Source organism: Faecalibacterium sp. OF04-11AC (assembly GCF_003460645.1).
Lineage (GTDB): Bacteria > Bacillota > Clostridia > Oscillospirales > Ruminococcaceae > Faecalibacterium > Faecalibacterium prausnitzii_I.
Map to the genome: position 1 here is coordinate 16,604 of NZ_QTVP01000028.1, position 12,102 is coordinate 28,705.

General features: G+C 62.1%; 14 protein-coding genes and 2 pseudogenes. All 16 read left to right on the forward strand.

Annotation, left to right across the window (positions count from 1 at the left end; genetic code table 11):
• The first annotated feature begins 2 nt into the window (after nt 1–2).
• Nucleotides 3–416: a hypothetical protein gene (locus tag DXA70_RS11275; RefSeq protein WP_128118524.1), complete on the forward strand. Its 414-nt coding sequence runs from the start codon at nt 3–5 to the stop codon at nt 414–416.
• 16 nt (nt 417–432) lie between these two features.
• Nucleotides 433–783: a hypothetical protein gene (locus DXA70_RS14720; RefSeq protein WP_243001351.1), complete on the forward strand. Its 351-nt coding sequence runs from the start codon at nt 433–435 to the stop codon at nt 781–783.
• Complete coding sequence (locus DXA70_RS11280) at nt 705–1,337, forward strand: 5-bromo-4-chloroindolyl phosphate hydrolysis family protein (RefSeq protein WP_243001353.1); 633 nt, start codon at nt 705–707, stop codon at nt 1,335–1,337. The genes DXA70_RS14720 and DXA70_RS11280 overlap by 79 nt, the downstream gene beginning before the upstream one ends.
• Nucleotides 1,334–2,371, forward strand: coding sequence for a DHH family phosphoesterase (locus DXA70_RS14725; protein ID WP_243001352.1), 1,038 nt, complete (start codon nt 1,334–1,336; stop codon nt 2,369–2,371). The genes DXA70_RS11280 and DXA70_RS14725 overlap by 4 nt, the downstream gene beginning before the upstream one ends.
• A pseudogene (locus DXA70_RS14730) lies at nt 2,293–2,844 on the forward strand (DHHA1 domain-containing protein); the annotation flags it as partial. The gene DXA70_RS14725 and the pseudogene DXA70_RS14730, both read left to right, overlap by 79 nt.
• Before the next feature lie 56 nt (nt 2,845–2,900).
• Nucleotides 2,901–3,464 (forward strand): hypothetical protein, encoded by a 564-nt coding sequence (locus DXA70_RS14735; protein ID WP_243001355.1) that lies wholly within the window; start codon nt 2,901–2,903, stop codon nt 3,462–3,464.
• 1 nt (nt 3,465) lies between these two features.
• Nucleotides 3,466–5,785, forward strand: a pseudogene (locus DXA70_RS11290) (bifunctional (p)ppGpp synthetase/guanosine-3',5'-bis(diphosphate) 3'-pyrophosphohydrolase).
• A 4-nt stretch (nt 5,786–5,789) separates the two neighbouring features.
• Nucleotides 5,790–6,251, forward strand: a complete 462-nt coding sequence (gene dtd / locus DXA70_RS11295) for a D-aminoacyl-tRNA deacylase (RefSeq protein WP_128118525.1) — start codon at nt 5,790–5,792, stop codon at nt 6,249–6,251.
• A 119-nt stretch (nt 6,252–6,370) separates the two neighbouring features.
• A complete protein-coding gene (locus DXA70_RS11300) occupies nt 6,371–6,991 on the forward strand; it encodes an MBL fold metallo-hydrolase (RefSeq protein ID WP_128118526.1) in 621 nt (206 codons plus the stop codon).
• A gap of 3 nt (nt 6,992–6,994) precedes the next feature.
• Nucleotides 6,995–8,449 carry a coproporphyrinogen dehydrogenase HemZ gene (gene hemZ, locus DXA70_RS11305; RefSeq protein WP_128118527.1) on the forward strand — a complete coding sequence of 485 codons (1,455 nt, stop codon included), beginning with the start codon at nt 6,995–6,997 and terminating at the stop codon, nt 8,447–8,449.
• Entirely contained in the window at nt 8,415–9,368 is a 954-nt protein-coding gene (locus tag DXA70_RS11310) for a nucleoside kinase (protein WP_128118528.1), read from the forward strand. Before hemZ ends, DXA70_RS11310 begins: the two co-directional genes overlap by 35 nt.
• A gap of 193 nt (nt 9,369–9,561) precedes the next feature.
• The gene (locus DXA70_RS11315) at nt 9,562–10,011 is read left to right on the forward strand and encodes a zinc ribbon domain-containing protein (protein ID WP_112148139.1); all 450 of its coding nucleotides are present in this window, start codon (nt 9,562–9,564) and stop codon (nt 10,009–10,011) included.
• Between the two features lie 172 nt (nt 10,012–10,183).
• A complete protein-coding gene (locus DXA70_RS11320; RefSeq protein WP_022256184.1) occupies nt 10,184–10,885 on the forward strand; it encodes a MazG family protein in 702 nt (233 codons plus the stop codon).
• 67 nt (nt 10,886–10,952) lie between these two features.
• Nucleotides 10,953–11,222, forward strand: a complete 270-nt coding sequence (locus tag DXA70_RS11325) for an HU family DNA-binding protein (protein ID WP_015564272.1) — start codon at nt 10,953–10,955, stop codon at nt 11,220–11,222.
• A 239-nt stretch (nt 11,223–11,461) separates the two neighbouring features.
• The gene (locus DXA70_RS11330; protein ID WP_112148141.1) at nt 11,462–11,707 is read left to right on the forward strand and encodes an RNA-binding S4 domain-containing protein; all 246 of its coding nucleotides are present in this window, start codon (nt 11,462–11,464) and stop codon (nt 11,705–11,707) included.
• 45 nt (nt 11,708–11,752) lie between these two features.
• On the forward strand, nt 11,753–12,037 hold the full coding sequence (locus DXA70_RS11335; protein ID WP_022256186.1) for a YabP/YqfC family sporulation protein: 285 nt from the start codon (nt 11,753–11,755) through the stop codon (nt 12,035–12,037).
• Nucleotides 12,038–12,102 lie beyond the last annotated feature (65 nt).

Consider the following 12,102-nt stretch of genomic DNA (forward strand, 5'->3'; position numbering starts at 1 on the left):
ACATGAACGAAAACCAACGGGATACAGAACACCGCCCCGACGAGGGAAAACAGGTGCAACAGGAGCTGGAGCGCCAGCTGCGGGAGTTTGGCGATACCATGTCCGACGCGTTCCGCCACGGCTTTGAGGGCCGGGGCGAGGAGATCGGCGATAGGGTATGGGATGTGGGCCGTGCTGCCGTGGATGCCGCCAATTACGGCATCAATGCTGCAGGCCGCGCCGTGCGGGAGGGCCAGCAGGCTTACCGCAGGCAGGCAGAACAGGCAGGCGGCAATGCGGCTTGGGCCCGGCAGATCTTCGGAATGAAAACGAGAAGACCCCCGTGGAGACCCTCCGGGAAAGCGCCCGGAAGCGCCGGAACGCAGGCATTGCCCTGCTGGCCACGGGCATCACCTTTGCAGCGATTTTCGGCCTGAGTGCCCTGGCTGCGCTGTGGCGCTGGGCCTGTTTGAACCCAGTACCGTGATGGCAGACCTTGTAGCCAATGGTGACGAGCTGACCCAGGTGATGGTCGAAAGCGGTGCGGCCCTTGGCAGCTTTGCGCTGGGGACCCTCCAGGTATGCGCGTGGGTCTTTTCGGGCCTTACGCTGCCGTTCGTCTGGATGATCACAGAGGGGGCCGCCCGGATGAAAGCGGGCAAACGGATGGCAGGCTGTGCCGATCTGGCGGAAGAATTCGACTATAAAAAGGGCATCTCGTGGAGATGCTGGCCGACCTGCTCCACCAGAAAAAGCAGAAGACCCTCAAGCAGCTGCAGCGTTATATCCGGAAAAGCTGGCTGACAGCCTGGCTGGATGAGAAAAACGAAAAGCTTTACCTGACGGTGGAGGATTACCGCGCCGCTCAGGAGGAACAGAAAGCCGCCGCAGCAGCCGCATCCAAAGCAGAAACGCAGCCGAAACAGGACGCAGACGCTGTGCCGCTGAACCTGGAAGTGGCCCGGAGCTTTGCCCAGGTGCTGAAAAAAGAAAAAGCCCTCATGCAGGACGAGCGTGCCGTGGAGGAGCTGGATCACATGCAGAAGACCACCCAGGCCATCTGCGACTGGTTGGAAGCCCACCCGGAGAGCCTGCCCAAGGCCCGCCGTTTTGCAGAGTATTATATCCCCACCACCCTCAAGCTCCTGCACACTTATAACGATGTGCAGGGCCAGCAGGGGGAGAGCGCCGAGGCCATCCGCCGGGATATCGCCGGCATCCTGCATACGCTCAACCAGGCCTATGATAACCTCTACGATAAGCTTTTGAGCGATGTGGCGCTGGATGTTTCCAGCGAAATTGCCGCCCTGCAGGGGATGCTGGCGAATGACGGACTGACCGGGGAGGGGATGCTATGACCTACCGGGCCTGGAACCTGAAGACGCTGGATCGCGCGGCGGTGCGGGAGCTGACCCACGCCATCGCGGAACAGAATACCGAAGAACTGGAATATCACAGCCAGAGCGAGGAGCCCTGGACGGAAGCGCAATACAATGCCACCCTGGCCGCCCAGCAGAAAGAAACCGCCCTGCTGGCGGGCATTCTGGCGGCCCGTGGCATCACCGATCCGACGGAGGCGCTGACTCTGCTGGCGGGCGAGGAAGAGCTGACCGACCCCATGCTCCTGACCGACATGGACAAGGCCTGTGCCCGCATTTTGCAGGCCATTGACAACGAAGAGACCATCGTGGTCTTTGGCGACTACGATGTGGACGGCGTGACTGCCACGGCCCTGCTCTACCAGCACCTGAAAGGGATGGGAGCCAACGTCAAATGTATGCTGCCCAGCCGGGAGGGCGATGGCTACGGCCTCTCCAAAAACGCCATCCAGTCCATCCACGACAAGGGCTGCCAGCTCATCGTCACGGTGGACAACGGCATTGCCGCCATTGAGGAAGCCGAGTTTGCAGCCTCCCTGGGGGTAGACCTCATCGTCACCGACCACCATCTGCCCCACGAGGTGCTGCCCAAGGCTGTGGCCGTGGTGGATCCCCGCCGGGCCGACGACACCAGCCCTTTTAAGGGCCTGTGCGGTGCAGGCGTGGCATTCAAGCTCTGCGCGGCGCTGGACGGCTGCCCGCCGGAGGAGATGCTGGATTACTGCGGCGACCTGGCCGCCGTGGGCACGGTGGCTGACGTGATGCCCCTGACGGGGGAGAACCGAACCCTGGTCAAAGCAGGCCTGCGGCAGCTGCAGCAGACCGACCGCCCTGGTTTTATGGCTCTGCTGGAAGAAGTAGCCTTGCGGGCAAGCCCGTCACGGCAGAGAACGTCAGCTACGCCATTGCCCCCCGCCTCAATGCGGCGGGCCGGATGGACAGTGCCGTCACCGCCCTGCAGCTTGTCCTCTGTGAGGACGAGGACCGGGCCGCGGAGCTGGCCCACCGGCTGACGGAGATCAATGTTTCCCGGCAGGAGACGGAACAGGAGATCGTCAAGGCAGCGCAGGAGCTGCTGGATCGGGAGCCGGGCCTTTTGGAAGACCGGGTCATCCTGCTCTGGGGGCAGAACTGGCACCCCGGCGTCATCGGCATCGTGGCCTCCCGTCTGGTGGAAAAGACCGGGCGGCCCGTCATTGTCGTCTCCATTGATGAGAACGGCGAGGGCAAGGGCAGCGGCCGCAGCGTGCAGGGCTTCAACCTGCACGAGTGCATCGCTTCCTGCGCCGACCTGCTTCTCCGTTTTGGCGGCCATGCCATGGCGGCGGGCCTCTCGGTGCGGGCGGAGAATCTGATTGCCCTCCGCCGCCGGATGAACGATTGGGCGGCCCGGGAGTGTCCGGTGCTGTATACCCCGCCGCTGGAGTGCGACCTCTCCATCCGGCTGGACCGGGTCACGGTGGAAAGCGTAGCCCGGCTGGATCAGCTGGCCCCCTACGGCGCCGAGAACCCCACTCCGGTGTTCCTGCTGGAAAAAGCGTGGTGGAGGGCATCTACCCGGTCTCGGAGGGAAAGCACTGCCGCCTGCGCCTGCGGCAGGGGAATGCCAGCATTTACGCGGTCTGGTTCGGGATGCACCCGGAGCAGCTGCCCTACGCCATGGGCGATGTCGTGGATGCCGCCCTCAACCTCTCGGTGTATGAATCGGCCCGGGGCCCGCAGCTCTCCGGCCGCGTCATCGAGCTGCACCCGGCGGGGCTGGGCCATGCCGTGGCCGAGCAGACCGCGCTGGTGCAGGCCCTGCGCCGGGGCACCCCGCTGCAGGACGAACAGAAAAAGCTTATCGCTCCCGTGCGCGGTGAGATCATCACGGTGTACCGGGAGCTTCAGACCCGCCGCTGGCACGCGGAAGACCTGCAGCCTCTGTTTGCCAAGCTTGGCGAGCAGCAGACGGGAAAAACTCTGGTAGCGCTCACGGCGCTGGAACAGGTGGGCCTGATTGCCGCGGTAGAACACGGCGGGGCAAAGTTCTGGGAGCTTGTGCCCACGGCTGGGAAGAAAAACCTGGCCGACGCGCCCATCCTGAAATGTTTGGAGGGAGAGTAAAATGCCTGACGAAAAAGTAAAAACGGGGGCGGCCGGGGAGGATTCCTACTCGGCCAAGACCCACCTGCACCAGCCTGTGGTGGCACCGGAGACGGCCACCGTGGCCGCCACGGCCCTGCCGGCCAACGCGCCGGAGGGCGCTCTGCCCTCGGAAGTGCGGCCGGAGATCGTGACCTATGAAAAGCTTGTGGAGGCCATCAAGGCCAGCGGCAAGGCTTACAACATGGAGATGATCGATAAGGCCTACAACATGGCCAACGACGCCCACAAGGGCGTCTGCCGCCGCAGCGGCGAGCCCTATATCTGCCACCCGCTGGCTGTGGCCCGGCTGGTGCTGGACCTGGGCATGGACACCGAGAGCATTGCCGCCGCCCTGCTGCACGACGTGGTGGAGGATACCCCCACCACCATCGAGCAGATCAAATCCTCGTTCGGCGAGGAAGTGGCCCTGCTGGTGGACGGCGTCACCAAGCTGACGAAAATTCAGTTCTCCAACATCGAGGAGCTGCAGGCCGAGAACCTGCGCAAGATGCTGCTGGCCATGAGCCGGGATGTCCGGGTCATGATCATCAAGCTCTGCGACCGGCTGCATAATATGCGCACCGGCGACGCCTGGCCCGAGCAGAAGCGCCGGGATAAAGCCCGGGAGACCATGGAGGTGTATGCCCCCATCGCCAACCGTCTGGGCATCCTGAATGTGAAAGAGGAGCTGGAAGACCGCAGCCTCCATTACCTCGACCCTGTGGGCTACGAGGAGATCAACAAGATGCTCAGCGAGCGGGCTGGCGAGGAATTCCTGGCGGGCGTGTCCAGCGTCATCGAAAAGCGGCTGGAAGAGAGCGGCATCGAGGGTGCCACCATCAAGCGCCGGGTCAAGAGCATTTACGGCATCTACCGCAAGACCATCATGCAGAACAAGTCTTTTGACGAGATTTATGATATCTATGCGGTCCGCATCATTCTGGATACCCTGGCCGAGTGCTACAGCACCCTGGGCCTCATCCACGATATGTACCACCCGCTGCCCAACCGCTTCAAAGATTATATTTCCACCCCCAAGCCCAACGGCTACCAGAGCCTGCACACCACGGTCATCGGCCACGAGGGCGTCCCCTTTGAGGTGCAGATCCGCACCCGCAAGATGGACGAGATGGCCGAGTACGGCGTTGCAGCCACTGGAAGTATAAAGAGGGCCTGGATGGCCACGATAAGCTGGACGAGCGTCTGGCATGGGTGAGTCAGCTGTTGGAAAACCAGCGCGTCAGCGAGGACTCCGGGAACCTGCTCCATGATTTGAAGAGCGACCTGCTCCCCGAGGAGGTCTTTGCCTTTACCCCCAAGGGCGATGTCATCAACCTGCCCACGGGCGCCACCTGCATCGACTTTGCGTACGCCATCCACTCCGCCGTCGGCAACCGGATGGTGGGCTGCAAGGTCAACAACCGGATGGTCCCCATTGACCACATCGTCTCCACCGGCGAGATCATCGAGGTCATCCTCGGCCCGGCGGACAAGGGCCCCAGCCGCGACTGGCTCAAGATCGTGCGCACCAGCGAGGCCAAGAGCAAGATCCGCAACTGGTTCAAGAAGATGCGCCGGGAGGAGAACATCCAGGAGGGCCGTGACACGCTGGCCCGGGAGCTGCGCCGGGAGATGATCTTCATCCCGGACGACGAGCTGGATGAGTTCATCGGCAGCTGCTGCCGCCGTCTGCGCCAGAACAACGCCGAAGAACTGTACGCCGCCATCGGCTACGGCGGCATCACCATCGCTAACTGCCTGCCCAAGCTGAAAGAAGAGTGGCAGAAGCGGAAGAGCGAGGAAGATAAAAACGAACAGCTGGCCAAGGTGGACCTGAGCAAGGTCCACGCCACCGATGGCGTGGTGGTGGAGGGCTTTGATAACACCCCCATCAAGTTTGCCAAGTGCTGTTCGCCCCTGCCCGGGGACCCCATCGTGGGCTTTATCACCCGCGGCTTTGGCGTCTCCATCCACAAGCAGAGCTGTGTCAACGCCATTGCCAGCATGAAAGACCCCACCAACGCTCCCCGCTGGGTCAAGGCCTACTGGGCCGACAGCGTCAAGGACAGCTACAAAGCCGGCCTTGAGATCATTGCGCTGGACCGCAACGAGCTGCTGCGGGACGTGCTGGCGGCTCTGGCGGATATCCGGGTGCCCATCTACACCATGACGCCCGCCAGGTGGAAAACAACTGTGCCGTGGTCAGCCTGACCATCGGCATCAACAATACCGAGCACCTCAACCGGGTGGTGGCCCGCCTTTCCAAGATCAAGGATGTGCTCAAGGTGACAAGGAGTTAACAACATGCGTGCTGTCATTCAGGCCGTCTCCTCCGCCAGTGTGCGGGTCAACGGCGGGGAGCCCCGGCCCATCGGCCCCGGCCTCGTCATCCTGCTGGGCGTCAAAGATACCGATACGCTGGACATCGTGCCCAAGCTGGCGGAAAAATGCGCGGGACTGCGCGTTTTCAAGGACGAAAACGACAAGCTCAACCTCAGCGCAAAGGACCTCGGGTACTCGGCGCTGGTGGTGAGCCAGTTTACCCTCTACGGCGACACCCGCAAGGGGTTCCGCCCCAGCTTCATCAAGGCGGCAAAGCCCCCGCTGGCCGTGGATGCCTATGAGCTGTTCCTTGCCGAGATGAATCAGCAGGGCCTCAAGGAGGTCCAGCACGGCGAGTTCGGAGCCGACATGCAGGTCTCTCTCGTCAACGAGGGACCCTGCACCATCGTCATTGATACCGACGAGTGGAAGCATAAAGAGTAAGAGCGCCCTCTCAGGCGCTTTGCGCCAGCTCGGCCTCCCTTTGTCGCTTACGCGACATCTCCCTCCGGCCGGAGGAGTCTTTCAGAGGGCGAGCCAAGATATTTGTGAAGGAGAACACGATGCAGGCATTTCATCTTCTCGGCCCCGCGCCGTTTTACACCAATAGCTTCCTGCTCATCTCGGACGCGGGCCATGCGGTCATCATTGACCCGGCCGCCGAGGTGCAGGAGTACGATAAAATTCTAAAAGAGCACAACGCGCAGCTCACCACCATCCTCTGCACCCACGGCCACTATGACCATGTGGGCAGTGCAGGCACCCTCCGCCGGGAGCATAAGGCCAGGCTCTACTGTGAGCTGGTTGACTGCCGCGGCACCCAGCTGCTTCCCCTGAAAGCAGCCGATGTGGACAGCGGCTATGAGGAGGGGGAGACCATCGCCGTGGATGAGCTCAAGTTCACGGTCTGGCACACCCCCGGCCACACAGAGGGCGGCGTGGTGCTGCTCTGCGGCGAGTACCTCTTTGCCGGGGACACGGTCTTTCAGGGGAGCATGGGCCGCACCGACCTGGAGGGCGGCGATGACCGCAAGATGGAGCAGAGCCTGCGCAAGTTTGCAAAGCTGCCCATCCCCCGCGGGACGCAGCTGCTGCCCGGCCACGGGGATTTTTCCACCATGGGGCAGGAGCTGGACAATAACTTCTATATCCGGCAGGCGCTCCGGAACGCAAAGGCGGAATAAAGCATGAAAATATATATCACAGGCCTGCCCTCCGGCTACGAGGTGGAGCATCTGGTCCGGCTGTTTTACCCCATGGCACCCCTGACCCTCACCGCCCCGGAGGACGGCGAAGACTGCGTCTGGGCCGAAAAAAAGCCGGACGGCCTCTGGGCCATGGCGCGGGAGCGGGGAAAGAGCAAAACGGCGCGGGCCCTCCTGCCCGATATCGAGACGCCGGAGTTTGCGCTTGCCAGCCTGACGTATGATCTGCTGCGGGCATGGACGGGCATCCGCCCGCCCTGGGGCAAGATGACGGGCGTCCGCCCGGTGCGCCTCATCCACGATAAGCGGGCCGCTGGCTGGAGCGAGGAGGACATCGACCAGTTTTTCCTGGGCCGGTTCGACTGCTCCCGGCAGAAATACCAGATGGCCAAGGCCATTGCCGATCTGCAGGAGCCTATTTTAAAGGCGGGCAGCGTGCCCAAGACCTACAGCCTCTATATCGGTATCCCGTTCTGCCCCTCCCGGTGCAGCTATTGCAGCTTTGTCAGCTGCAACCTGGATCGGGACCGCAAGATGGTGCAGCCCTATGTGGACTGCCTCTGCCGGGAGGTGGAGGAGATCAAAGCACAGGCTGACAAAGCGGGCCTGACCCTCTGCAGCATCTACATTGGCGGCGGCACCCCCACCAGCCTCTCGGCGGACCAGCTGCGCCAGCTGATGGGCACCGTGCGGGAGAATTTTGACCTCTCTCAGGTGATGGAGTACACCGTGGAGGCGGGCCGACCGGACTGCACCGACGCCGAAAAGCTGGCGGTCATCAAGGAGTACGGGGCCACCCGTATCTCCATCAACCCCCAGACATTCTCGGACGAGGTGCTGGCCGGCATTGGCCGCAAGCACTCGGCACAGGACATTCTGGACTGCTATGCCGATGCCCGGAAAGCAGGCCATACCGACATCAACATGGACCTCATCGCGGGCCTGCCGGGGGACACGGTGGAGGGCTTTGAGCATAGTCTGCGGCAGGCCATCGCGCTGGACCCGGAGAATATCACCGTCCACACCCTGACCCTCAAGCGGGCCTCCCGCATCGTGATGGAGGACCAGAAAGAGAACGACTATGCCGATGTAGCCGCCATGCTGGAAAAATGCCATCTGCTGGCCGAGGCGGGCTACCGCCCGTATTACCTCTACCGCCAGAAGAATACCTTGCAAAATCTGGAAAACGTGGGCTGGTGCAAGCCGGGCCACGAGGGATATTATAATATCTATATCATGGAGGAAGTCCAGACCATCCTCTCCGCCGGCGCGGGCGGCAGCACCAAGCTGGTGGCCGACGGCGGAAAACGGATGCAGCGCATCTTCAATTTCAAGTATCCGAATGAGTATATCCAGCGCTTTGCGGAGGTACTGGAACGGAAAAAAGGAGTGGCTGATTTTTATGATCACGATTTGGGTCCCGAAACGGTTGGTTGAAGTCGGGCTGTACAACGTTGCAGCCCGCAGCCCGGCGGAGCTTGCCGCCCTGAGCGAGCAGAGCTACCGGGAGCGGGTGCGCTATGCCGCCGAGAAAGTGCGCTTTTCCGGCACGAAGATCGTCATGCTGACCGGCCCCTCGGCCAGCGGCAAGACCACCTCGGCTCATAAGCTGGCCGAGGAGCTGGAGCGCCAGGGCACCCCGGCCAGGGTGGTCAGCCTGGACAATTTCTTCCGGGGGGCCCAGTATTACCCCCGCCTGCCGGACGGCACGCTGGACTATGAGAACCCCGATACGCTGGATCTGCCCCTCATCCGCCAGTGCCTCAAGGAGCTGAGCGAGACGGGCAAGACCGTGCTGCCCGTCTACGATTTTTCCAAGGAGGCACGCTCCAGTGAGACGGAAGAGATCGACCTGAAAGGCGGCGTCTGCATTGTGGAGGGCATCCACGCCCTCAACCCGGAGCTGACGAGCCTTGTTCCTGGCGACCAGATCTACCGCGTCTATGCGGGCCTGCGGGAGGAATACTGCATCGACGGCCGTCGCACCATCAACACCCAGGATATCCGCCTGTGCCGCCGCACCCTGCGCGACGCCGCCACCCGCGGCCGCAGCCCGGCCAAAACGCTGGCCATGTGGGACCGTGTGCTGGACGGCGAGACCCGGTATATCAAGGGGTTCAAGACCACGGCGGATTTCCTGCTGGATACCTCGTTCACCTATGAGCTGGGCCTGATCGCAAAGCTGCTGCAAAAGGTGCGCCAGCAGTTCACGCTGGAGGGCCATAACGCGGAGCTCTGGGACGAGACCGCCCGCCGCTTTGAGCATGTGGCCCCGGTGGCGCTGGACCTGCTGCCCGCCGACAGTATGCTGCGGGAATTCTATGCCGGCGAGATCGGCGGCAAAACCGCGCAGTGACGCGCCCTTTTGTGTAAATGCGAAAAAACTGTTGCCAAACCTGCACCAAACTGTAAAAGTTGCGGTGGATTCGTTGCAATCCCCTTTTGAGTGCGCTATAATGAAACCACCATCTGGAAGCACGGGCAGGACGCCTGTGCCGTTGGCAGAAACCCGGAAAAACTGCCGGGTACAAACAAGAGAGGTGCCTTTTATGGATTTCAATAAGCTCAAGGAAATGGGTCTGGAATACGCCGAGAAAGGCAAGAATGCCGCCATGGATCTGGCCGAGAGAGGCAAGACCCAGGCAAAGATCGTGAGCGAGCAGGCAAAGCTGGCCAAGGCACAGCGTCAGCTGGGCGCGCTGGTCTACAGCCTGGCCAAGGGCAATGAGGAAAACCAGCCCCTCGTGGACAAATACATCGAGATGATCGATTCCATTGAGCAGGAGCTGGCGTCCCTCAAGGAGGCGCTTGGCCCCGCCGCGGTGGAGATCACCCGTGATCTGGAGGAAGAGCCTGTTGCAGCGGATGCCGCTCCCACGGAAGAACCGGCAGCAGAAACGCCCGCCGCCGCGGAGGATGCCCCCAAGGCCTGTCCCCAGTGCGGTGCTCCGGTCTCGGACGATGCACTGTTCTGCAACAAGTGCGGCGCGCAGCTGTAAGTACAGCCAAAATTCCGCTGGGGCGGTGTCCTGCTGGGGTACCGCCCCTTTGTATGTGAAAAATGTGCGAGAAATTGGCCGCAAAAGCCGGAAAATGCGCTTGAACCCTTGCAAAAGGGCGAAAGCTGCGGTACAATTAAAATCCAGTTTTTGAGCACAGGAGGGATGCGCCATGCAGGACTGGCCGGATCGTGAGCACTATACGGCCGAGGATCTTGTCCAGATCATCCGCATCCTGCGGGACCCGGAAACGGGCTGTCCGTGGGACAAGGTGCAGACCCACGCCTCCATCCGGAAAAACTTCCTGGAGGAGACCTGTGAGGCGCTGGAGGCCATTGACGCCGACGATGCCGACATGCTCCGGGAGGAGCTGGGCGATGTGCTGATGCAGGTGGCGTTCCATGTGGTGCTGGAGGAAGAGCGCGGGCGGCTCAACTTTGAGCAGGTCTGCCGGGAGGTGTGCGAGAAGCTGGTCTTCCGCCACCCGAACATCTTTGCTTCCTCCGCGGCCCGGAATGCTGGTATAAACAGCTGGGACGCGCTCAAAAATAAGGAAAAGGGCCGCCGGACCCTGGCCGATGAGCTGGATACCGTGCCGGCCACCCTGCCTGCGCTGATGCGTGCCCAGAAGCTGCAGAAGCGGGCGGCAGGCCATGGCGTGGGCAGCCAGACGCCCCGACAGGCAGAGAATGCCCTGCACGCGGCGGAGGCGGCCTGGGATGCCAGAACACCGGAAAACGCCCCGCAGGCGGCTGGTGAGCTGCTGTTTGCCGCCGTGGACGCCCTGCGGCAGGAGGGCATTGACGCCGAGGAGGCGCTGACCTTTGCCGCCAAACGATTTGCGCGGGAAGCAAAGCACCAATCAAACGGGTAACAGGCAGAGAGACTGCCTGCTCGAATAACAAAACGAAGAAGAGAAACATTTGTGGAGGTTTTCGATTATGACCAAGACGGATCTGATCGCACAGGTTGCGGCAAATACCGAGATGAGCAAGAAGAGCGCGGAGATGGCAGTCAACGCTGCTTTTGAGGCATTGGGCAAGGCAATGGCTGAGGGTGAGAAGATCTCCATCTCCGGCTTTGGCACCTTTGAGGTGCGTGAGCGCGCCGAGCGTCAGGGCATCAACCCCCGCACCCGCGAGCCCATCACCATCGCTGCTTCCAAGAGCATCGTCTTCAAGCCTGGCAAGGCTCTGAAAGACACCCTGTAAAAACTGCTTTTTGCCGCCGGAACCTCCCACCGAGGCCCGGCGGTTTTTGTTGTGTAAACCTCTCAGTCATCGCTTCGCGATGCCAGCCACTCCCCTTTCGGCACTTTCGTGCCACCTCCCCCGACCGGGGAGTCTTTCCTGAGCAGGGGAACCCTTGGCAGGCCGGGCAGGTCTGAGTAGGACGCATGGGTTTTCCCTGTTGTCAAAGGGCGGGCCCTGCTGTCTAGATTGGAGTCTTTATGAGATTGGACAAATATCTGAAAGTTTCGCGGCTCATCAAGCGCCGCACCGTAGCCAATGAGGTGGCTGATGCAGGCCGGATCCTCATCAACGGCAAGATCGCCAAGGCCAGCCAGGCCGTCAAGGCCGGGGACATCATTGAGGTGACGTTCGGCAACCGGCCCATCAAGGTCAAGGTGCTCTCCGATGTGGAGCCCCGCACCAAGGACGTGGCCCGGGAGATGTACGAGATCATCAGCGAATAACCCCGCCTGCCTCCTCATACTCTGTAAAAAGGGGAGGGGAGACGGATGACAAAGGCGGAAGCACAAAATAATAACGCCCTGCCCCATGACCTGATCCTGGAGGGGCGGGGGAAGCTGACCGTGACCGGCGTGCGGCGGATGCTGCGGTGTGACCCCGACAGCGCCGCCATGGAGACCACCAAGGGCACCCTCACGCTGGCCGGGGCCCAGCTCAGCGTCACCAGCCTCGATCTCGACAAAGGCGAGGTGAAGCTCACCGGGCGGGTGGATGTGCTGGAGTATACGGCTCAGCGGACGGCGGGCGGGTTTCTGCACCGCCTGTTCCACTGATGGGCCCGGCGCTTTCCCCCGGGCAGGTGGGGCAGGAGGCTGCCGCCTGCGCCGTGCTGGGGCTG

What these genes read in the sequence shown, in the direction of transcription:
- DXA70_RS11275 (WP_128118524.1), top strand. Translation starts at nt 3, where the DNA reads ATGAACGAAAACCAACGGGATACAGAACACCGCCCCGACGAGGGAAAA.
- DXA70_RS11280 (WP_243001353.1), top strand. Translation starts at nt 705, where the DNA reads ATGCTGGCCGACCTGCTCCACCAGAAAAAGCAGAAGACCCTCAAGCAG.
- DXA70_RS14725 (WP_243001352.1), top strand. Translation starts at nt 1,334, where the DNA reads ATGACCTACCGGGCCTGGAACCTGAAGACGCTGGATCGCGCGGCGGTG.
- dtd (WP_128118525.1), top strand. Translation starts at nt 5,790, where the DNA reads ATGCGTGCTGTCATTCAGGCCGTCTCCTCCGCCAGTGTGCGGGTCAAC.
- DXA70_RS11300 (WP_128118526.1), top strand. Translation starts at nt 6,371, where the DNA reads ATGCAGGCATTTCATCTTCTCGGCCCCGCGCCGTTTTACACCAATAGC.
- hemZ (WP_128118527.1), top strand. Translation starts at nt 6,995, where the DNA reads ATGAAAATATATATCACAGGCCTGCCCTCCGGCTACGAGGTGGAGCAT.
- DXA70_RS11310 (WP_128118528.1), top strand. Translation starts at nt 8,415, where the DNA reads ATGATCACGATTTGGGTCCCGAAACGGTTGGTTGAAGTCGGGCTGTAC.
- DXA70_RS11315 (WP_112148139.1), top strand. Translation starts at nt 9,562, where the DNA reads ATGGATTTCAATAAGCTCAAGGAAATGGGTCTGGAATACGCCGAGAAA.
- DXA70_RS11320 (WP_022256184.1), top strand. Translation starts at nt 10,184, where the DNA reads ATGCAGGACTGGCCGGATCGTGAGCACTATACGGCCGAGGATCTTGTC.
- DXA70_RS11325 (WP_015564272.1), top strand. Translation starts at nt 10,953, where the DNA reads ATGACCAAGACGGATCTGATCGCACAGGTTGCGGCAAATACCGAGATG.
- DXA70_RS11330 (WP_112148141.1), top strand. Translation starts at nt 11,462, where the DNA reads ATGAGATTGGACAAATATCTGAAAGTTTCGCGGCTCATCAAGCGCCGC.
- DXA70_RS11335 (WP_022256186.1), top strand. Translation starts at nt 11,753, where the DNA reads ATGACAAAGGCGGAAGCACAAAATAATAACGCCCTGCCCCATGACCTG.